Annotated in this window: 19 protein-coding genes; all 19 read left to right on the top strand. The window is 39.3% G+C overall.

Annotated features, from left to right (window positions below; translation table 11 throughout):
• Positions 1–710: 710 nt before the first annotated feature.
• The 19 genes from ACLV7H_RS08410 to rfbB all read left to right on the top strand — a co-directional run bounded on the left by ACLV7H_RS08410 (position 711) and on the right by rfbB (position 22,732).
• Complete coding sequence (locus ACLV7H_RS08410; protein ID WP_411866924.1) at positions 711–2,678, top strand: peptide ABC transporter substrate-binding protein; 1,968 nt, start codon at positions 711–713, stop codon at positions 2,676–2,678.
• A 146-nt stretch (positions 2,679–2,824) separates the two neighbouring features.
• Entirely contained in the window at positions 2,825–4,786 is a 1,962-nt protein-coding gene (locus ACLV7H_RS08405; RefSeq protein WP_411866923.1) for a peptide ABC transporter substrate-binding protein, read from the top strand.
• 185 nt (positions 4,787–4,971) lie between these two features.
• Positions 4,972–6,417: an LCP family protein gene (locus tag ACLV7H_RS08400; protein ID WP_411866922.1), complete on the top strand. Its 1,446-nt coding sequence runs from the start codon at positions 4,972–4,974 to the stop codon at positions 6,415–6,417.
• 1 nt (position 6,418) lies between these two features.
• Positions 6,419–7,150, top strand: coding sequence for a capsular polysaccharide biosynthesis protein Cps4B (gene cps4B, locus ACLV7H_RS08395; protein ID WP_411866921.1), 732 nt, complete (start codon positions 6,419–6,421; stop codon positions 7,148–7,150).
• A gap of 8 nt (positions 7,151–7,158) precedes the next feature.
• On the top strand, positions 7,159–7,851 hold the full coding sequence (cpsC, locus tag ACLV7H_RS08390; RefSeq protein WP_411866920.1) for a capsular polysaccharide biosynthesis protein CpsC: 693 nt from the start codon (positions 7,159–7,161) through the stop codon (positions 7,849–7,851).
• 9 nt (positions 7,852–7,860) lie between these two features.
• Entirely contained in the window at positions 7,861–8,553 is a 693-nt protein-coding gene (locus ACLV7H_RS08385) for a tyrosine-protein kinase (RefSeq protein ID WP_411866919.1), read from the top strand.
• 22 nt (positions 8,554–8,575) lie between these two features.
• Complete coding sequence (locus tag ACLV7H_RS08380; RefSeq protein ID WP_411866918.1) at positions 8,576–9,943, top strand: sugar transferase; 1,368 nt, start codon at positions 8,576–8,578, stop codon at positions 9,941–9,943.
• A gap of 30 nt (positions 9,944–9,973) precedes the next feature.
• Entirely contained in the window at positions 9,974–11,146 is a 1,173-nt protein-coding gene (gene cps2T, locus ACLV7H_RS08375; RefSeq protein WP_411866917.1) for a beta 1-4 rhamnosyltransferase Cps2T, read from the top strand.
• Between the two features lie 3 nt (positions 11,147–11,149).
• Complete coding sequence (locus ACLV7H_RS08370) at positions 11,150–12,298, top strand: glycosyltransferase family 4 protein (RefSeq protein WP_411866916.1); 1,149 nt, start codon at positions 11,150–11,152, stop codon at positions 12,296–12,298.
• A gap of 11 nt (positions 12,299–12,309) precedes the next feature.
• Complete coding sequence (locus ACLV7H_RS08365) at positions 12,310–13,311, top strand: glycosyltransferase (protein WP_411866915.1); 1,002 nt, start codon at positions 12,310–12,312, stop codon at positions 13,309–13,311.
• A gap of 14 nt (positions 13,312–13,325) precedes the next feature.
• Entirely contained in the window at positions 13,326–14,327 is a 1,002-nt protein-coding gene (gene wefC, locus ACLV7H_RS08360) for a receptor polysaccharide phosphotransferase WefC (RefSeq protein WP_411866914.1), read from the top strand.
• Positions 14,328–14,360: 33 nt separating this feature from the next.
• Positions 14,361–15,332 (top strand): glycosyltransferase family 2 protein, encoded by a 972-nt coding sequence (locus ACLV7H_RS08355; protein WP_411866913.1) that lies wholly within the window; start codon positions 14,361–14,363, stop codon positions 15,330–15,332.
• A 37-nt stretch (positions 15,333–15,369) separates the two neighbouring features.
• Positions 15,370–16,530: a polysaccharide polymerase gene (locus ACLV7H_RS08350; protein ID WP_411866912.1), complete on the top strand. Its 1,161-nt coding sequence runs from the start codon at positions 15,370–15,372 to the stop codon at positions 16,528–16,530.
• Positions 16,527–17,939 carry a flippase gene (locus ACLV7H_RS08345; RefSeq protein WP_411866911.1) on the top strand — a complete coding sequence of 471 codons (1,413 nt, stop codon included), beginning with the start codon at positions 16,527–16,529 and terminating at the stop codon, positions 17,937–17,939. The genes ACLV7H_RS08350 and ACLV7H_RS08345 overlap by 4 nt, the downstream gene beginning before the upstream one ends.
• 9 nt (positions 17,940–17,948) lie before the next feature.
• Positions 17,949–19,052, top strand: coding sequence for a UDP-galactopyranose mutase (gene glf, locus ACLV7H_RS08340; RefSeq protein ID WP_411866910.1), 1,104 nt, complete (start codon positions 17,949–17,951; stop codon positions 19,050–19,052).
• Between the two features lie 27 nt (positions 19,053–19,079).
• Entirely contained in the window at positions 19,080–20,132 is a 1,053-nt protein-coding gene (locus tag ACLV7H_RS08335; protein WP_411866909.1) for a galactofuranosyltransferase, read from the top strand.
• A gap of 71 nt (positions 20,133–20,203) precedes the next feature.
• Positions 20,204–21,073 carry a glucose-1-phosphate thymidylyltransferase RfbA gene (gene rfbA, locus ACLV7H_RS08330; protein ID WP_411866908.1) on the top strand — a complete coding sequence of 290 codons (870 nt, stop codon included), beginning with the start codon at positions 20,204–20,206 and terminating at the stop codon, positions 21,071–21,073.
• Positions 21,074–21,667, top strand: a complete 594-nt coding sequence (locus ACLV7H_RS08325; RefSeq protein ID WP_411866907.1) for a dTDP-4-dehydrorhamnose 3,5-epimerase family protein — start codon at positions 21,074–21,076, stop codon at positions 21,665–21,667. It abuts the gene before it with no gap.
• An 18-nt stretch (positions 21,668–21,685) separates the two neighbouring features.
• Positions 21,686–22,732 carry a dTDP-glucose 4,6-dehydratase gene (rfbB, locus tag ACLV7H_RS08320; protein WP_411866906.1) on the top strand — a complete coding sequence of 349 codons (1,047 nt, stop codon included), beginning with the start codon at positions 21,686–21,688 and terminating at the stop codon, positions 22,730–22,732.
• Positions 22,733–22,741 lie beyond the last annotated feature (9 nt).

Here is a 22,741-nt window from a genome sequence, read left to right as displayed (position 1 = left end):
GTAGTGTGTGAAAGTAGGCGAAGTCAAGAAAATTGATATCATCGGAAATGTTGATACTGTAAACTCCACACGCTTCTTGGGACAGTTTCCTTTATACTCAAAAAACAAATATAAGATATAGTATTTTAAAATAATGCATTGTGATACAGGAAAAAGCTAAAAAGAAAGAATGTAGGGTTTATTTCCCTACATTCTTAAAATAACTTAGTACATAAATGATAATGCTGTTGCCACCATCAATATTGCAAGAACTATTTTCCAAATTTTTTTATTTTTTCCAAAAATCTTATCAGGTAACAAGCTTATTACAAGAAAGGTAATAAACAACACCAATTTTGTATATATCATAAGAATTCTCCTTTCTATAAACAAATTGGAATCGAAAAACTAAAGTGATGAATTCTATTAGTTCACCTACTGAATTAATCTTTTTATGTATACGCTTACATTATACTATAAAATATTATTATTGTAAAGAAAAAGAGCTAAAAATAAATTGTAGGAAGAGGGGATTGGGGAACTCCCTAAAAATTTGAAAGTGGTAAAAAGGCGTTTGGGGTGCAGTACACTTGAGGGTCTTTTACTAAAAAATATGTAGAAAAGTCTTTGAAAAATATTTGTTAGAATTTTCTAAAAAATCTGGCGAAAGTCTTGCTTTTATGAAAAAATAGGGTATAATGGTGAAAACACTATCTTTAAGGAGATTACTTATGAAATCGAAAAAGTGGCTCTTAGGAGCAGGTGCTGTTTTGAGTGCAGCCCTACTGTTAACTGCTTGTGGGCAAAGTGAAAAGAAAGCTGATGCTCCCAAGACATTCTCTTATGTCTACGCTATGGATCCATCTTCTTTGGACTATAGTGTGACGAGCAAGAGCTCAACCTCTGACGTTATAGCAAACGTTGTTGATGGTCTTTTGGAAAATGACAAGTATGGGAACTTAATTCCCTCACTTGCAGAAGACTGGTCTGTTTCAAAGGATGGTTTGACTTACACCTACAAACTTCGTAAGGGTGTAAAATGGTATACTTCTGATGGAGAAGAGTACGCTGAAGTTAAGGCCAAAGACTTTGTAACTGGGCTTAAACATGCTGCTGATGGGAAATCAGATGGCCTTTCTTTGATTCAGGATTCTATCAAAGGTTTGGCAGAGTATGTCAGTGGTGAGAGCAATGATTTCTCTACCGTAGGAGTTAAGGCTGTTGATGATTATACGGTAGAATACACGCTCAACAAACCAGAGAGTTTCTGGAACTCTAAGGTCACAACTGCAACCATGCTTCCGGTTAATGAAGAATTTTTGAATTCTAAAGGGAGCGACTACGGTGCACCAACCCCATCAGGTATCCTATATAATGGTCCTTATTTCTTGAAATCATTGACTTCAAAATCAGCCATTGAATATGAAAAGAATCCAAACTACTGGGATAAGGACAATGTCAAGATTGACAATATTAAACTAACCTTCTACGATGGATCAGACCAAGAATCCTTGATTCGTAGCTTTACACAAGGTGCCTATACAACAGCCCGACTCTTCCCAACAAGCTCAAACTTTGAGTCAACTAAACAAGAGTACGGAGATAAGATTGTTTACAGTCCACAAGAAGCGACAAGCTACTACCTCACTGTTAACGTAAACCGCCAATCTTACAATAAAACAGCTAAAACAGACGAGGCTCAAAAAACTTCAACGAAAGAAGCTCTTCTTAACAAGAACTTCCGTCAGGCGCTGAACTTTGCCCTTGACCGTCATTCTTACACGGCTCAGTTGAATGGTGAAGAAGGTGCGAACAAGATTATCCGTAACAGCCTAGTGCCACATGACTACGTTCAAGTTGGTGAAAAGACCTTTGGAGAGTTGGCGCAGGCAGAGCTTGTTTCATATGGAGACCAGTGGAAAGATGTAGCCCTTACAGATGGAAAGGATACGATTTACAGTCCTGAAAAAGCTAAGGCTGCCTTTGCTAAAGCCAAGGAAGAATTGCAGAGCAAGGGAGTTACCTTCCCAATCCATTTGGATATCCCGGTTGAACAAACAGATGTAATCGCAGTTCAACAAACCAACTCACTCAAGCAGTCAATCGAATCATCGCTTGGTACTGAAAATGTCATTGTCGATGTCCTTCAAATGACAGATAATGAAAAAATTAGCATTACGTCTCAAGCCAAGGTGCCATCTCAAAAAGACTATGACTTGAACGGAACTGGTTGGGGACCAGACTATCAAGACCCAGCTACCTACCTCAACATCCTTGATGCCAAGAAGGGATCGGCCCTTAAACACTTGGGAATCACTCGCGGAAAAGATCCAGAAGTGATGGCTCAAGTTGGACTGGACGAATACAAGAAACTCTTGGATGATGCTGCAGCTGAAACCAGCGACCTTAATAAGCGTTATGAAAAATACGCCAAAGCTCAAGCTTGGGTGTCTGATAGCTCGCTCTTGATTCCAGTTGCTTCTTCAGGTGGTTCTCCAACTGTTAGCCGAACTGTACCATTCACAAAAGCTTACTCTCAAGTCGGAATCAAGGGAGACCCATTTGTGTTCAAAGGTTTGGAGTTGCAAAATGATGTTGTGACTGCAAAAGAATACGAAGAAGCCTTCAAGAAATGGCAACAAGAAAAAATCGAAACAAATGCCAAATACCAAAAAGAACTTGAAAAACACGTCAAGTAATCTATAAAAGAAAAGGAAGTTGCAGGTAACTGTGCTTCCTTTTTTGTTTAGAGACACCAGTTGTCATAAAAGCAGTAACTTTACATTTTTGGAAAAATTTGATAAAATATAGTTATGTTATAAAAAGTGACATAAAGGAGTGAATGATGATCAAAATGAAAAAAAGACTAATTGGGACAGGTCTTGTCTTAGCGACAGGGATTTTGCTCTCGGCATGTGGACAGTCCAACACAGATACTAGCACTTATTCATCAACATTTAGTGCGAATCCGACAACTTTTAACTATCTTATAGATTATTATGCGGATAACACTGCCGTTATTACCAATCTCGTAGATGGTTTGTTAGAAAATGACAGCTATGGGAACCTCGTACCTGCTCTTGCGGAGGATTGGTCTGTTTCATCAGATGGTTTGACCTATACCTACAAGCTTAGAAAAGATGCCAAGTGGTATACGGCTGATGGTGAGGAATATGCTTCAGTCAAAGCTCAGGATTTTGTCACTGGGATCAAATATGCCGCTGACAACAAGGGGCAAGCCATGGATCTGATCCAAAATTCAATCAAGGGATTGAATGACTATGTGACGGGTGTGACTAATGACTTTTCAACTGTTGGTATCAAAGCTTTGGACGACTATACGGTTGAGTACACTTTGACACGACCAGAACCTTATTGGAACTCTAAGACAACCAATAGTATTCTTTTCCCAGTCAACGAAGAGTTCTTGAAATCAAAGGATAAAGATTTTGGTACCTTGACACCAGACAGTATTCTTTATAACGGCCCCTATCTGTTAAAAGATTTCACATCAAAATCTTCGATCGAATATGTGAAGAATCCACATTATTATGACCATGACAAAGTAACCATTGAAAAAGTTAAGTTAGCCTACTTTGATGGGTCAGATCAGGAGATGACCATTCGAAACTTTGAAAATGGTGCTTACTCGATTGCAGGAGTCTATCCAAATAGTTCGAACTATGCTAAGACAAAAGAAAAATACCAAGACAATATCGTTTATAGCTTACAAGACAAGACATCTTGGTACTTTAACTTTAACGTCAACCGCAAAACCTATAATCATACCGCTAAAATAACGGACGAACAAAAGAAATCAGCTCAAACAGCTATCTTAAATAAAAATTTCCGTCAGGCTATCAACTTTGGTATTGATCGAACAGCCTACTCTGCTCAATCTAACGGTGAAGAAGCAGCGAGCAAAACCCTTCGTAATACTCTGGTTCCCCCAACATTTGTTCAGGTGGGAGATAAGACCTTTGGAGAAGTAACAGCCTCTAAGCTTGTGAACTACGGAACTGAGTGGTCAGGTATCAATTTGGCAGACGCTCAAGATGCTTACTTTAACAAGGAAAAGGCCCAAGCAAAATTTGCGGAAGCTAAAAAGGAATTGGAAGCCCAAGGCGTGACTTTCCCAATCCATTTGGATGTCCCTGTTGATCAGACAAATAAAAATGCGGTCTCTGGTATGAACTCGGTTAAACAAACCCTTGAAACAGTACTAGGTTCTGACAATATCGTCATTGATGTTCAACAGCTTTCTACAGATGACTTTGGAAATGTTGCCTTCCTAGCACCAAATCCAGCAGCTCGTGACTACGACCTAAACTTTGATGGTTGGGTTGGTGATTACCAGGATCCATCAACTTATCTAGACCCCTTCAATGCTGAAACTGGCTTCTATATCAAGATTTTTGGTCTTGATGCCAAGGAAGACCAAGAGCTCATTAAGAGTTTGGGACTCGATACCTATACACAACTCCTGAAAGAAGCAGATGCTGAGAATAAAGATGTCGCTAAGCGTTATGAGAAATACGCTGAAGCTCAAGCTTGGATGATTGACAATTCTCTAGTCATGTCTGCTATGTCAAATGGTGGGACAGCCTCTGTAACCAAAGTAACTCCGTTTACACGTGCATACTCCCTAGTGGGAATCAAGGGTGACGGAAATAATTATAAGTACATGAGATTACAAAAAGACCCTGTTACCAAGAAACAATTTGACGAAGCCAAGACTAAGTGGGAAGCAGAAAGTAAAAAGGCTATTGAAAAGAGTCAAAAAGAGTTTGAAAACCACGTAAAATAAGATGAGAACAAGGTTGCCTATTAAGGAGCCTTGTTTTTGTATCTGCTAAACTAAAAATGAGTAAATGGACTAAATTTTTTTGGGGAAAAAGGTATAAATAAAAATACTTAACTATAACGAATGAATGGCATTAATTGTTAGTTTATGATATAATGGTTTTAATTATGAAGGTTTAGGAGATTATCATGAGTAGACGCTCAAAGAGAGCTCGTTTAGGAAACGCAAAGCGAAATGTTAATATATTCTTATTAGCCATTTATTTTTTATTGAGTGGTTTTTTGTTGTTCTTGATTTTTAAACATAATATCCTAGCCTTTAGATATCTCAATATTCTGGCTACGATTTTAATTCTAATTTCTATTGTAATTGCAACTCTACTGATAGTTTATAAAAAAGCCGAGAAATTCACGGTTTTCTTTTTGACGCTTGCTGTACTAGTCAGTTCTGTCTCGCTCTTTGCACTTCATCAGTTTGTAGGGTTGACCAATCACATCAATGCGACATCAAACTATTCAGAGTATTCGATGAGTGTGGTCGTTTTAAAAGACAGTGAAATCAACAATGTTACTCAGTTGGATAGTGTAACAGGTCCGACTGAAACAGATAATGATAATATCCAAAAGTTGATGGCAGATATTAAGACGACACAGAGTAAAGACTTGACGGTTGAGCAAAGTGCTTCTTATCTAGCATCCTACAAGAGCTTGGTTTCAGGTGAGGCCAAGGCGATAGTGTTAAACAGTGTCTTTGAAAATATCATTGAAGCAGAGTATCCAGATTATGCTTCAAAAATTAAGAAAATCTATACAAAAAAACTAACCAAGGATGTTGCGGCACCAAAGGTATCTAAAAATCAGACATTTAACATTTATGTCAGTGGAATTGATACCTATGGACCGATCAGTTCAGTATCTCGTTCTGATGTGAATATTCTAATGACTGTGAACCGAGATACCAAGAAAATCCTTCTCACTACAACTCCTCGAGATTCCTATGTTCCAATTGCGGATGGAGGAAACAATCAAAAAGATAAATTGACCCACGCTGGAATCTATGGAGTGGACTCGTCAATTCATACTTTGGAAAACCTATACGGGGTTGAGATCAATTACTATGTTCGTTTGAACTTCACTTCTTTCTTGAAATTGATTGACCTTTTAGGTGGTGTTGATGTCTATAATGAACAGGATTTCACTTCTTTACATGGTAAGTACCATTTTCCTGTAGGTAATGTTCATCTAGATTCGGAACAGGCCCTTGGCTTTGTCCGCGAACGCTACTCTTTAGCAGATGGAGACCGTGACCGTGGTCGGAACCAGCAAAAGGTCATTGTTGCTATTATTCAGAAGTTGACGTCGACTGAGGCTTTAAAAAACTACGATAACATCATCAAAGGATTACAAGACTCTTTGCAAACCAATATGCCACTAGAAACCATGATGGATTTGATCAATACCCAGCTGGATAGTGGTGGTAAGTATAAGGTTAACTCTCAAGACTTGAAAGGAACTGGTAGAACTGATCTTCCATCCTATGCTATGCCAGATAGCAACCTCTACATGATGGAAATTGACGATAGCAGTTTAGCTACTGCTAAAGCTGCTATTAAAGATGTGATGGAGGGCAAGTAGCATGATAGATATCCATTCGCACATCATTTTTGATGTGGATGATGGTCCAAAGTCGATAGAAGAGAGTAAAAAACTACTTAGAGAGGCCTATAGTCAAGGAGTGAGAACAATTGTTTCCACTTCACATAGACGAAAAGGGATGTTCGAAACTTCTGAAGAAAAAATCGCAACCAACTTTCTGAAGGTGCGACAAATGGCTAAGGAAGTTGCGGATGACTTAATCATTGCCTATGGGGCAGAAATCTACTATACGCCAGATGTTGTTGAGAAGTTAGAAAAGAAATTAATCCCAACCCTCAACGACAGCCGCTATGCTTTAATCGAGTTTAGTATGAATACACCCTATCGGGATATACATAAGGGGCTGAGTGATATTCTAATGTTAGGCATTACACCCGTCATTGCCCACATTGAACGGTACGATGCTTTAGAAAACAATGAAAAGCGCGTGCGAGAGCTGATTGATATGGGATGTTATACTCAGGTTAATAGTTCTCATGTTTTAAAACCAAAACTCTTCGGAGAAACCTATAAATTTATGAAAAAGAGAGCGCAGTATTTCTTGGAACGAGATCTGGTTCACGTGATAGCAAGTGATATGCACAACTTGGATCACAGACCTCCTCATATGGAGGAAGCCTATGATATCATTGCCAAAAAATACAGTGAAGATAAGGCTAATGAACTTTTTAAGGATAATCCCCGAAAAATAATAATGGATCAATTGATTTAGGAGAAAAAATGAAAGAACAAAATATGATGGAAATCGATGTATTTCACTTGCTGAAAATCCTTTGGAAACGAAAATTGTTAATTGCTTTGGTAGCATTCGTGACAGGGACAGTAGCATTTGCCTACAGTAGTTTTATTGTGAAGCCGGAGTTTACGAGTACGACCCGAATTTATGTGGTCAATCGTAATCAAGGAGACAAGCCTGGCTTGACCAACCAAGACTTGCAGGCAGGATCTTACTTGGTAAAAGACTATCGTGAAATCATTCTCTCGCAAGACGTTTTAGAGAAAGTTGCGACAGATTTGAAACTAGAACTCCCTCCAAAAGGTCTTGCTAGTAAAATTAAAGTGACAGTTCCTGTTGATACACGTATTGTCTCTATCTCTGTTACTGATCGCTTACCGGAAGAAGCAAGTCGGATTGCCAACTCTTTGAGAGAGGTTGCTGCTCAAAAAATCATCAGTGTAACGCGAGTTTCAGATGTGACGACACTTGAAGAAGCACGTCCTGCAACATCGCCATCGTCTCCAAATATTCGTCGCAATACCATGGTTGGATTCCTTGTGGGAGCAGTTGCGATGGTTGTCACTGTTCTCCTTGTTGAACTCTTGGATACACGAGTGAAACGCCCAGAAGATGTTGAGGATGTTATGCAAATTGCACTCTTGGGAGTTGTTCCAAACTTGGATAAATTGAGATAGGAGAGAGAAATGCCAACGTTAGAAATTGCACATAAAAAACTGGACCAGGCAAGAAAAGCGGAAGAGTACTACAATGCGCTTCGAACCAACATACAACTGAGTGGAAATAACTTGAAAGTGATTTCTATTACGTCTGTCAAACCAGGAGAAGGAAAATCAACAACTTCTACCAATATTGCTTGGGCTTTCGCGCGTGCAGGCTATAAGACACTGTTAATCGATGCGGATATCCGTAATTCAGTCATGTCAGGTGTCTTTAAATCACGGGAAAAGATTACAGGCCTAACAGAGTTCTTGTCAGGCACAACAGACCTATCACAAGGTTTATGCGAAACCAATGTTGAAAATTTGTTTGTCATCCAAGCGGGCTCTGTATCCCCAAACCCTACAGCTTTGATACAAAGTGAAAATTTTGCGAACATGATTGACACCTTACGTAAGTACTTTGACTACATTGTCGTAGATACTGCCCCGATTGGAGTTGTTATCGATGCGGCGATTATCACGCAGCAGTGTGACGCTTCTGTTTTGGTAACTGCTTCTGGTGAAACAAATCGTCGTGATGTCCAAAAAGCTAAGGAACAACTCGAACAAACAGGAAAACCATTCTTAGGAATTGTGCTTAATAAACTCAATACTTCAGTTGAAAAATATGGCTCCTATGGAGCATATGGAAACTATGGGAATTATGGCAAAAAATAATAAATAGCCTAGGGAAGATATTATGGAAGAAAAGGGATTGAAGATTTCTTTGGCAGTATTCCAGAGTTTTCTTGTCATTATTTTAACTTTTTTACTCAGTTTTGTTAAAGAAACAGAGATTGTATACACTTCAATGGTTATCCTATACATTCTCCATTATTTTGTCTTTTATATTAGTGATTATGGACAAGATTTTTTCAAAAGAGGGTACTTGGCTGAGTTTATCAGAATAGCGAAGTATATTATTTTCTTTGCATTGGCAATAAGTATTTCTAATTTTTTCTTGAAGGAACGCTTTAGTATTTCAAGACGAGGAATGATCTACTTTTTAACAATGCATTCCGTGTTACTATATCTATTGAATCTATGTATTAAACGCTATTGGAAACGTCTATTACCAAATTTTAAAGGGAGAAAAAAAGTTTTCTTGATTACGGCTACGTCTAGAGTAGAGAAGGTAATAGACAAACTGTTAGAATCAAGTGATTTTTTATGGGAATTAGAAGCTGTTAGTGTCCTAGATCAGCCTAATTTTCAACATGAGGACTTAAAAGTAGTACCAGTTGAAGATGTTTTAAATTTTGCAACTCATGAAGTTGTTGATGAAGTTTTTATCAATCTGCCTAGTGAGGAGTATAATATTGAAGATTATATCTCTCTTTTTGAAACAATGGGAATAGATGTGACAGTCAACCTAAATGCTTTTAACGACTATTTGGGTAGTGATAAAAAAATTCGTGAAATGGCAGGTTTGAATGTTGTAACCTTTTCAACAAAATTTTACAAGCCTAATCATGTAATTGCCAAACGAATTGTAGATATTTGCGGAGCTATTGTTGGACTTGTTCTTTTTGCTGTAGTTAGTTTAGTATTGGTACCATTGATTCGAAGAGATGGTGGACCGGCCATTTTTTCTCAAACGCGTATTGGGAAAAATGGCCGTCGCTTCACTTTCTATAAGTTTCGTTCTATGCGTGTAGATGCTGAGGAGATTAAACAACAGCTGATGAATCAGAATACGATGCAAGGGGGGATGTTCAAAATGGACAATGACCCACGTGTCACACCAATTGGACGGTTCATTCGTAAGACAAGTTTGGATGAGTTGCCACAGTTTTGGAATGTACTAATTGGGGATATGAGTTTAGTAGGGACTCGCCCTCCAACTATTGATGAGTATGAAAAGTATACTCCAGAACAGAAACGTCGTCTCAGTTTTAAGCCCGGGATTACTGGTTTATGGCAGGTTAGTGGACGAAGTGAAATCAAAAATTTCGATGAAGTTGTCAAATTAGATGTAGCTTACATTGATGACTGGACAATCTGGAAAGATATTGAAATATTGTTAAAGACCGTTAAAGTGGTCTTTATGAGGGAAGGGGCAAAGTAATTTTTGCCCTTCAGTCCTGTTAGGAGAGAAATGAAACAGTCAGTTTATATTATTGGTTCAAAGGGGATTCCTGCTAAGTACGGAGGATTTGAAACCTTTGTTGAAAAATTAACCGCATATCAAAAAAACAGCAACATACAATACTATGTTGCTTGTATGCGTGAAAATTCAGCTAAATCTGGTATTACGGATGATCAGTTTGAGCACAATGGAGCCATTTGTTTCAACATTGATGTACCCAATATCGGACCAGGTCGCGCTATCGCTTATGATATTGCAGCAGTCAACAAGGCTATTGAATTGGCTAAGGAAAACAAGGACGAGGCTCCCATTTTTTACATTCTAGCTTGTCGCATCGGTCCTTTTATTTCTGGAATTAAGAAAAAAATTCGTGCCATTGGAGGCCGTTTGCTGGTAAATCCTGATGGTCATGAATGGTTGCGAGCAAAATGGAGCTTACCGGTTCGTAAGTACTGGAAATTATCAGAGCAACTTATGGTCAAGCATGCTGATTTATTGGTATGTGATAGCAAAAATATCGAAAGATATATCCGAGAGGACTATAAACAGTATCAACCAAAGACCACCTATATTGCCTATGGGACAGACACTGCTCCTTCAAGCCTGAAGGCAGAAGATACCAAGGTTCGGAACTGGTATCAGGAAAAAGGTGTTAGCGAAAATAGCTATTATCTAGTGGTGGGACGATTCGTTCCTGAAAACAACTACGAAACCATGATTCGTGAATTTATCAAGTCCAAGTCCAAGAAGGACTTCGTCCTCATCACAAATGTGGAGCAGAATAATTTTTACGATCAGTTGTTACAGGATACTGGTTTTGACAAAGATCCTAGGGTCAAATTTGTCGGTACGGTCTATGACCAAGAATTGCTCAAGTACATTCGTGAAAATGCTTTTGCCTATTTCCATGGGCATGAGGTTGGAGGGACTAACCCTTCTCTACTGGAAGCCCTAGCATCTACAAAACTGAATTTGTTGCTAGATGTTGGCTTTAACCGTGAGGTTGGTGAAGACGGGGCTATTTATTGGGAAAAAGACGAGTTGGCACGTGTCATTGAGAAAGTAGAAGGATTTGATCAGGCAGCAATAGCTGACTTGGATTTCAAGTCAAGCCAAAGAATCCTCTCAGCTTTCACATGGGAAAAGATTGTGTCAGATTATGAAGAAGTGTTTAAAGGATAGGGAATGAAACGGATTTTATACTTACATGCTGGTGCAGAAATGTATGGAGCAGATAAGGTTTTACTGGAATTGATCAAAGGATTGGATCACAAAGAATTTGAAGTTCACGTCATCCTGCCAAATGATGGTGTTTTAGTTGAGGCCTTGCGTCAAGTTGGAGCTCAGGTCAGCGTGTTGGATTATCCGATTTTACGAAGGAAGTATTTTAATCCCAAAGGCATTGTCGACTATATTCGCTCTTATAATTTCTATGCTAAGCAAATCGCCCTCTACGCTCAAGAACACAGTATTGATATGGTTCACAATAATACAGCGGCTGTTTTGGAGGGCATCTATTTGAAACGCAAGTTCAAGCTACCTTTGATTTGGCATGTTCATGAGATTATCGTCAAACCCAAAGCTATTTCTGACTTTATCAATATGCTTATGGGACGATATGCAGACAAGATTGTGACGGTGTCTCAAGCGGTTGCCAATCATATCAAGCAGTCTCCATTTATCAAAGATAGCCAAGTGAAAGTGATTTATAACGGTGTGGATAATACTGTCTATTACCCAATGGATGCGTCTTCTATTCGTGAAAAATTTGATATTGCTCAAGATGCACTTGTGATTGGCATGATTGGTCGGGTTAATGCTATCAAAGGACAAAATGATTTCATAGAAGCAGTTGAGCCACTTTTGGAAAAGAATGAGCAAGCGGTGGCTTTCCTAGCTGGAGGTGTTTTTCATGGTGAAGAATGGCGCTTAGAAGAACTAGATAAGAGAATAGCTTCTTCATCTGTTGTGTCACAAATTCATCGTATTGATTACTACGATAAGACTTCTGAACTATACAATATGTTTGATATTTTTGTCCTACCAAGTATAAAACCCGATTCCTTACCTACAGTAGTCCTAGAAGCGATGGCGTGTTCAAAACCAGTTGTTGGTTATAACAATGGGGGAATAGCTGAAATGGTAGTAGATGACAAAAGTGGTTACTTAGTCAAACCAAATCGTCCTCAAGAACTTTCTAATGCTATTTCTCTATTACTAGATAGTTCTGAAAAAAGAGAAAAATTTGGGCGAGTAGGATATCAGAGACAAAGAGAGCTGTTTTCTTTGGAGAGTTACATCAAGAACTTCTCGGAATTTTATGATAATTTATAATAAGGGGTATAATGGAAAATTTAATCATTTTAGACAGTGAGCTGCAAAAAAAGAATGAAGAGCATTATCAATCTCTTCATGGCGGGAGCCGAGTAGTTTATACCAACTATGAAAGTCCACTTATAAGAAGAGTACGTAATTTCAAATACATCGGTAGTGCTTTGTATCATTTTTTAATGTGGAAAATGTCCTATGATTATGCTCGGAAATTCATAAAATATGATGTCAAGAAAATTATTTGTGTAAATCCTCTTGTAGGTATCTTTTTAGGAATTTTAAATAAAAATGGCAAGGAAATTACATTAGCAGGATTTTTGTTTGAGAATAAGAAAAATAAAATCTATTATTATTTACGAAAGCAACTTGTGAAAAAGTCTTTCCAGAATATCAGAAATATCATAGTCTATGGTTCAAAAGAAATTCATTATTATTCGGAACTCTTTCCAGAATATCAGGAGAAATTTAAATTTATTCATTACGGCTTAGATTATGATAATCAACTAACTTATCAAGGTTCTTTACCAACTAAGTATATCTTTTCGGGTGGAGGTAGTAATCGTGACTATGAGACACTAGTCAAGGCAGTGGAGGCTTCAAACCTTTCAATGCCGTGTGTGATTGCAACTCAGCCATGGAGAGTTCCTATGCATGGTTCAAACATTCAAGTTTTATCTGATGTAGTAGTAGAAACCTTTGGAGATGTATTGGCTAAGTCTAATTTCCTTGTCCTATCGTTAAAAGATATTGATTTATCCGCTGGTCATATGGTTATGCTCCAAGCAATGTCTTTAGGAGTTCCTATCATTGTAAATGACATACCCTCTGTCCGAGATTATGTCGATGAATCCTTGGTGACTTTCTATCCTTCAGGGGATTTTGAAGCACTAGCACAGCTAATAGAAAATTTCAATCCTATGGTTGATGATATTATTCAAAAAGTTCATAAAGCAAAGGCACTATACTTTGAACAATATACCTCTATAAAATTGATGGATAGACTATTGGATTTTTAAATAGGAGAGACTGAATGGTAGAAAAGATTGATTTTGTTGTCGCATGGGTTGATGGGAATGATTTGGTTTGGAGAGAAAAGAAAGCCCAATACGATGGCTCAATAAACACTTTTAAAGAGGGTATGAACTCAGAGAAATCCTATCGTGAATGGGGAACTTTTAAGTACTGGTTTAGAGGTGTGGAAAAATTTGCTCCTTGGGTCAATAAGATCTACCTTGTGACTGACCAGCAAAAGCCAAGCTGGTTAGATATAAACAGTGAAAAATTGGTCTTGGTAGATCATACAGAGATTATCTGTAATGCCTATCTACCAGTTTTTTCTGCCAATCCTATTGAAAGCAATATCCATCGAATCCCTGGACTCTCTGAGCACTTTGTCTTTTTTAATGATGATATGTATTTGACGGCTCCAGTTGAGCCGATAGACTTTTTCTCGGAGGATGGTTTGCCAAAGTATGTTACAGCTTTAGCTCCTATTACAACGGAGAGATATGGAACTGGTCATTTCCAAATGAATGATATGGGAATTATCACTAGTCATTTTTCGAAGAAAGAAATTTTAAATAATGGTCACTTTTTTTCCTTTAAGCATGGGATTAAACAATTAATCAAGACTTTACTTTATGGGACTACTAAGTTTATCTGTGGTTTCTGGGAGAGTCACCTGCCCTATCCCCTACTAAAATCAACAATGGACTTGGTATGGGAGAAGGAAAAAGCAGTTTTGGAGACAACCTCAGCGAGTCGCTTCAGAAGTCCCTCTGATACCAATGTTTGGCTCTTTAAATATTGGCAGATCGCTAGTGGTCAATACGCTATCGGAAATCCTAAGTTAGGGGGACTCTTTTCTTTGGATAATGCCGGACCAGATTTTTGGAAGCTACTAAATTCTGGAAGATACCAAATTATGTGTATCAATGACGGACACAACGTTCAAGATGAGGAACAGGTGATGAAAGACTTCGTCAAGGCTATGGACCAACTGCTTCCAGATAAAAGCTCATGTGAGATTTAAACTGAAAAAATAAGTAAGAGAAAGAAAAAATAGATGATTTCGGTAATTGTGCCTGTTTACAATGTGGAGGACTACCTTCATTATGCTATGGAGAGTTTGGAACATCAGACATACAAGGATATGGAGGTCCTCTTGATTGATGACGGATCGAGTGATGGCTCAGGACTCTTGTGTGACCAGTATGCCCAGCAGTATGATTGGGTGAAGAGCTACCACAAGGTCAATGGTGGCTTATCTGATGCTCGCAACTACGGAGTCTTGAAGGCAAAGGGGAACTGGATCACCTTCCTAGATCCGGACGACTATTTGGAACCTTGCGCCTTGGAACTGCTAGCAGAGCTACAAGGTCGTACCCAAGCAGATATGGTTAGTGGTAAAGTGGAGCCAACAGCCCACTATCATCGTTATCAAAATTTTCACTTGGATCAGCTTGATCTAGACCAGGTTAAGGTCTATGATAAGGCGAAGGCTCTGACTGAAATGCTCTACGGAGACCTTGTGACGGTCTCTGCTTGCGGGAAACTCTATCGGAAAGAACTTCTGGAGAAAGCTCCCTTCCCCAAGGGGCGCATCTACGAAGACCTCTATGTAATCAGTGAGCATCTCAACCAAGCCCAATCTGTGGCCTTGTTTCATCTTCCGATTTACCATTATTACCATAGACCGGGTAGCATTACTGCCTCGACCTTCACGCCTAAACAATACGAGTTTTATGAAGCAATCGATCATTTAAAAGAGGTTGTGAATGCAACCTATCCTGAGAATTCGGAACTCCAAGCAGCCATTATTTCTCGCTTCTTTACAGGAAGTCTTCTTATCTTTACGATGATTCGCGACGGAGATCCAGCAGAGTTCAAGCGACTTCAGGAGAAGACAAGACCATATGTACCTCTTGTCTTGAAGAATGCTAGAGTTAGTAAGAAACGTAAGATTCTCTATGTCTTGATTAGCAGGTATCCACGCCTCTATTATTACTTTAAAAAGTGGAAAAAAATAAACGACTGAATGAAAAAAGTTCAGAAATTAGAAAAGGAAAATGAAGATGTTAAAGATAGAACGTGATAAATTGCTAGTGACAGCAGTTTTATTTGTGATAATTTCTATAGATATGATAAACACTTCAATGTTAGCACCTGTATTACCTAGTATACCTAATTTTGTTCCTTTCTTTGCAATCATGTTACTAGCTGTGCGTTTTTTATATATTCGTAGCTATTCTTTGAGTTTTTTAATATTTGCACCTACCCTCATTTTAGTTGGAAGTATGGTTTATTATAAGGCAGGAAACTTAAATGGTTTAATGTTTTTGCTGTTGATTGTTTTTCTTTATAAAGCAGATTTAGAGTCTATACTTAAAATTTATACTTGGACGAGTTTATCTTTTATAGTGCTTATTATTTTACTATCGTTAGTCAATGTAATTCCTAATTTACAGTTTGTTCAAACTCGCCCCGTGGGAGTGGTTGTACGTAACTCTTTTGGTTTTATCTATCCAACCGACTTTGCCTCTCATTGTTTCTATCTCTTTACTGCCCTTTCCTATCTCCTTAGAAAGAAGTTTATCTTCCTGAGAACCCTATCAGGTGTAGCCTTGGCGGCCTTTATTATTTATTATTGTGATGCCCGTTTAAATGCAGGCTCCATCTTAGCAGCAACAGGAATTTTTCTATACTTTTATTATCGTAACAAGACTGAATGGCGTTTATTTTCCCTACTGCCTTTTTCGGCTGGTATCGCTTCTTCGGTCATGATTTATCTATCCAACAAGTTTAGTTGGTCTCATCCAATATATGTTTCTCTGAATAACTTTTTCGGAATGCGATTGTATTTGGGACATGAAGCGCTTAAGAAATATGGCGTACAGTTATTTGGAATTCGTGGAATTTCCTTTGTTGGATATGGAGGAAAGACAGAAACGGTTTTGAACTATGACTATGTAGATTCGTCTTATGTACAAATGTTATTTACTTACGGTTTGATTCCAGTTGTTATGTTGGTATGCCTATACATGGTTCAGTCTTGGACTCTCTATCGTAGGAAGAACTATTTATTGTTAACCTGCCTGGCCTTAGTAACAGTCAATTGTATGTTTGAGGCCTTCTGGGTTCGTCCATCATACAATATTTTTATGTTCCTTCTTTTTGCTACCATCCCAGCGATGGAATTTGAAGGAGAAAAATCTGAGATGGGGGAAGCCGTGTGAGAGTTTTAAAAAATTACTTGTACAATCTGTCCTATCAGTTACTTGTCATCGTCCTACCAGTGATTACAACTCCCTATATCACCCGAGTTTTCTCTTCGGATGATTTGGGATCTTACGGATACTATAACTCTATCGTGACTTATTTTATCCTACTAGCGACGCTGGGAGTAGCGAATTATGGGACCAAGGAAATTTCTAGCCATCGTAAGGAAGTTGAAAAGACCTTCTGGGGTATTTACAGTTTACAAGTCCTTTCAACCTGTTTAGCGGTTACGCTATATATAATTGTCTGTTTGCTTGTACCGTCGATGAACAATCCAATCGCTTATATACTTGGTTTTAGTTTGCTGTCTCGTGGTTTTGATATTTCTTGGCTTTTTCAAGGGTTAGAAGATTTCAAAAAAATCACTGCTCGTAACACAATGGTCAAACTTCTAGGGGTTGTTTCGATTTTCCTCTTTGTCAAGAAGCCATCCGACTTGTACTTGTATATCATCCTCTTGGTTGCCTATGATTTACTAGGGCAGTTGAGTATGTGGCTTCCTGCTCGGGAGCACATTCATAAGCCACATCTGGATATAGCCTATGTCAAAGAGCATATCAAACCAGTCATTCTCTTGTTTCTACCACAGATTGCTATTTCGCTCTACATCACGCTAGATCGCACTATGTTAGGTGCCTTGTCTTCGACCAAGGATGTCGGAATCTATGATCAAGCCTTGAAATTATTGAATATTTTGTTGACCTTGGTAACGTCACTAGGTAGTGTCATGTTGCCTCGGGTCTCCAATCTCCTCTCATCAGGGAATCAAAAGGCGGTTAACAAGTTACATGAAATTTCCTTTCTGGTTTATAACTTGGTTATCTTTCCGATGATTGCAGGGATTTTGATTGTTAACAAAGATTTTGTCAATTTTTTCTTGGGGCAAGACTTCCAAGATGCTCGTTATGCGATTGCCATCATGGTCTTTAGAATGTTCTTTATTGGCTGGACTAACATAATGGGAATCCAGATTCTGATACCTCATAATCGCAATCGTGAATTTATGCTATCAACAACCATTCCAGCTGTCTTTAGTGTTGGCTTGAATCTCCTCTTGATCCCACCTCTAGGCTATATTGGGGCGTCGATCGTATCTGTTGCAACGGAAGGTTTGGTCTGGCTGATCCAACTCTACTTTACACGTTCGTATCTAAAAGAGGTCAAGATTTTACCCTCCATGCTAAAAATACTTTTAGCAGCACTACTGATGTACGGCGTCTTGTATTCTGTACAAGCTTTCATCCACTTCTCATCTGTTGTGAATGTCTTGATTTATGCTGTCCTTGGATTCCTAGTCTACGGTGGCTTGGTTTTGGTCTTACGTGTCTTAGATTTTCAAGAACTAAAAAGTGTTTTAAAGAAATAAGGAGATTTTATGTACGATTATTTGATTGTCGGTGCTGGTTTGTCAGGTGCAATCTTTGCTTACGAAGCTAACAAACGTGGCAAGAAAGTGAAGGTGATTGATAAACGTGACCATATCGGTGGAAATATCTATTGCCAATCTGTTGAAGGAATCAATGTCCACAAGTATGGAGCTCACATCTTCCATACATCTAATAAAAAGGTCTGGGATTATGTCAATCAGTTTGCGGAGTTTAACAATTACATCAATTCCCCTATTGCCAACTATCAAGAACATCTTTACAATCTGCCTTTTAATATGAACACTTTCTATGCTTTGTGGGGGACAAAGACACCCCAAGAAGTCAAGGACAAGATTGCTGAGCAGACGACTCATATGCAAGATATTGAGCCAAAAAACTTAGAGGAACAAGCCATTAAGTTGATTGGTACGGATGTTTATGAAAAGCTAATAAAGGGCTATACTGAGAAACAATGGGGACGTTCCGCTACTGAACTTCCACCCTTTATCATCAAGCGTTTGCCAGTTCGATTGACCTATGATAACAATTATTTCAACGACCGTTACCAAGGAATTCCAATTGGTGGTTACAATGTCATCATCGAAAAGTTGTTGGAAGGAATCGAAGTAGAGCTTAATACAGATTTCTTTGCTGATCGGGAGAACTTGGAGGCTTCAGCAACTAAGCTTGTCTTCACAGGGATGATTGACCAGTTCTTTGACTATAAGTTTGGTGAACTAGAGTATCGCAGTCTCCGTTTTGAGCATGAGATTCTGGACCAAGAAAATTATCAAGGAAATGCTGTAGTCAACTATACTGAACGTGATATACCTTATACGCGTATCATCGAGCACAAACATTTTGAGTTTGGGACTCAAGCTAAGACCGTTATTACTCGTGAATATCCAGCAGATTGGAAGAGAGGAGATGAACCTTACTATCCAATCAATGATGCCAAAAACAATGCTATTTATGAGCAGTATCTAGTAGAAGCTGAGAAAAATGGGCGCGTTATTTTCTGTGGGCGCTTGGCAGATTATAAATACTATGATATGCACGTGACTGTTGAACGTGCATTGGATGTGGTAGAAGAAGAACTAGGGAGTATCTAAGAACATCACGGATAAAGAGGAGAAAAGGTGAAATATTATCTGAAGGATTCATTTCTGCATAATGCACACGAAAAGAATGCAGGGAGTAAGGCACGAAATGACGTGGAAGCTATTCTAGTATCAGAGGGTTATGAGGGCTTGGAGCTCAAGGTTGAGAATTGGTATAAGATGAATTTCTTTAAAGCTCAACAACACAAATATCGTGCGACCAAGTCTGTGTTTGATCAGTTGGGAGCTGGAGATGAATTGGTGATTCAGTTCCCTATTATCCACCATACATTTTTCATCTCACAACTCATCAAGCAGGCGCAAAAAAGAGGAGCAAAATTCTATCTGTTGATCCATGATATTGAAACCTTGCGTCATGCAGCAGGTTCAGAAGTGAAATTTCGTCATAAAGTGCGCAATTACTTCCAGGAAAAGAAAGCCTTGATGTCAGTGGATGGCATTATCGTTCATAACGATATCATGAAGAAAGTTCTGGTAGGTCAAGGAGTGCCAGCAGATAAAATGGTTAGCTTGGAGATTTTTGACTATCTGATTCCAAACTTTGCTGAAAAACCAAATCTCCAAAAAGACCAGCCTATTATTGTAGCTGGAAATTTGAACCCTGCAAAGTCAGGTTATCTTTATAACTTGCCAGACCAGCCCGCCTATAACTTGTATGGGGTGGGCTACAATGAAAGTCGTGCATTGAAAAACACTAGCTACTTTGGTTCCTTTATGCCAGATGACCTCCCCGCTGCTCTTGAAGGTAGTTTTGGTTTGGTATGGGACGGAGACAGCTCAGAGACCTGCCAAGGTTCTTACGGAAACTATCTACGCTTTAACAACTCGCATAAGGCCTCTCTCTACTTAGCTTCAGGTTTTCCCCTAATAGTCTGGAAAGAGTCGGCTCTCGCACATTTTGTTCTGGATAAACAGTGTGGTCTAGCAGTTGATTCTCTACACGACCTCCAAAAAGTACTAGATGATTTGACACTTCAAGACTACAAGGAACTTTCAGAACAAGCTAGGAAAGTTGGAGCTGATCTTCGAGACGGAGCCTATTTAAAAGCTGCCTTATCCAAATTGAAGTAAATTCCTTAGGGAATTTGGGAAAAAATGAAATATAATATAGGATAGGTAATTAGCCAGAAAGGAAGCCTATTATGAAAGGTATTATTCTTGCAGGTGGTTCGGGAACGCGCCTGTACCCACTTACTCGGGCCGCGTCAAAACAGCTGATGCCGGTTTATGATAAACCCATGATTTACTATCCATTGTCAACCCTGATGTTGGCAGGGATTAAGGACATTTTGATCATCTCAACACCACAGGATTTACCCCGTTTTAAGGACCTGCTCTTGGATGGTTCCGAATTTGGGATCAAGCTTTCCTATGCGGAACAGCCTAGTCCCGACGGACTTGCTCAGGCTTTTCTTATTGGTGAAGAATTTATCGGCGACGATAGTGTTGCTTTGATCTTGGGCGATAATATCTATCATGGGCCTGGTTTGAGCAAAATGCTTCAAAAGGCAGCCAAGAAAGAGAAGGGTGCGACTGTTTTTGGCTACCAAGTGAAGGATCCAGAGCGTTTTGGTGTGGTCGAGTTTGATACAGACATGAATGCTATTTCCATAGAAGAAAAACCGGAGAATGCTCGCTCTAACTATGCAGTGACAGGTCTTTATTTCTATGACAATGACGTTGTGGAGATTGCTAAACAGATCAAACCAAGTGCTCGTGGCGAGTTGGAAATCACAGATGTTAACAATGCTTATTTGAAGCGTGGGGATTTGTCTGTTGAGGTGATGGGCCGTGGTTTTGCTTGGTTGGATACTGGGACACACGAGAGCTTGTTAGAGGCTTCCCAATATATCGAAACGGTTCAACGAATGCAAAATCTCCAGGTTGCCAACCTGGAAGAAATTGCCTACCGAATGGGTTATATCAGCCGCGAAGATGTACTGAAGTTGGCGCAACCACTCAAGAAGAATGAATACGGGCAATACCTGCTCCGTTTGATTGGAGAAATCTAGATGACAGATAATTTTTTTGGTAAAACACTTGCAGTGCACAAGATTGATGCCATTCCAGGTTTGTTAGAGTTCGACATTCCAGTTCATGGTGACAATCGTGGTTGGTTTAAGGAAAATTTTCAGAAAGAAAAGATGCTACCGCTTGGTTTTCCTGAAAGCTTCTTTGCCGAAGGGAAACTGCAAAACAACGTCAGCTTTTCTCGAAAAAATGTTCTTCGTGGCTTGCATGCGGAGCCTTGGGACAAGTATATCTCAGTTGCAGACGATGGGAAGGTTTTAGGATCTTGGGTGGACTTGCGTGAAGGCGAGACCTTTGGAAATGTTTATCAGACAGTGATTGATGCGAGTAAGGGAATCTTTGTCCCTCGTGGCGTAGCCAATGGTTTCCAAGTACTCTCGGATACAGTTTCTTATAGCTATCTGGTCAATGACTACTGGGCACTTGAGCTCAAGCCGAAATACGCCTTTGTTAACTATGCGGACCCAGCTTTGGGCATCCAGTGGGAAAACCTAGCAGCAGCAGAAGTCTCAGAAGCTGATAAACATCATCCCCTACTTAAGGATGTCAAACCACTAAGAAAAGAAGATTTGTAAAAAAGTTAAGGAATAAAAATGACTGAATACAAAAACATCATCGTGACAGGTGGAGCTGGATTTATCGGTTCTAACTTTGTTCATTATGTTTATAATAACTTTCCAGATGTTCATGTGACAGTGCTGGACAAGCTGACTTATGCAGGTAATCGTGCCAATATTGAAGAAATTTTAGGTGATCGTGTTGAGTTGGTTGTTGGAGATATTGCAGATGCAGCCTTGGTCGATAAGTTAGCTGCTCAAGCAGATGCCATCGTTCACTATGCGGCAGAAAGCCATAATGACAACTCGCTCAATGATCCGAGCCCCTTTATCCATACCAACTTCATTGGGACTTACACTCTTTTGGAAGCAGCTCGTAAATACGACCTTCGCTTCCACCATGTGTCAACTGACGAAGTCTATGGGGACCTGCCTTTGCGTGAAGATTTGCCAGGTCATGGAGAAGGTCCAGGTGAGAAATTTACGGCTGAAACCAAGTATAATCCAAGCTCGCCATACTCATCAACCAAGGCAGCTTCAGACTTGATTGTCAAAGCTTGGGTGCGCTCATTTGCTGTTAAAGCGACTATTTCTAACTGTTCAAACAACTATGGTCCTTACCAGCACATTGAGAAGTTCATTCCGCGCCAAATCACCAATATCTTGAGCGGTATCAAGCCAAAACTCTATGGTGAAGGTAAGAATGTCCGTGACTGGATTCACACCAATGACCATTCTTCAGGTGTTTGGACGATTCTGACAAAGGGTCAAATCGGTGAAACCTACTTGATTGGTGCGGATGGTGAGAAGAATAACAAGGAAGTGCTGGAACTCATCCTCAAGGAAATGGGACAGCCAGCTGATGCTTATGACCATGTGACCGACCGAGCTGGTCACGACCTCCGCTATGCCATCGATGCAAGCAAACTTCGTGATGAACTAGGGTGGAAGCCTGAGTTTACCAACTTTGAAGCAGGCCTCAAAGAGACCATCAAGTGGTATACAGACAACCAAGACTGGTGGAAATCTGAAAAAGAAGCGGTAGAGGCTAACTATGCCAAGACACAACAAGTGATTAAATAATCAGATATA

The sequence above is a fragment of the Streptococcus oralis genome (assembly GCF_965111685.1).
In the GTDB taxonomy this organism is placed as follows: domain Bacteria; phylum Bacillota; class Bacilli; order Lactobacillales; family Streptococcaceae; genus Streptococcus; species Streptococcus oralis_B.
This window is presented reverse-complemented; position numbering and strand designations above follow the sequence as displayed.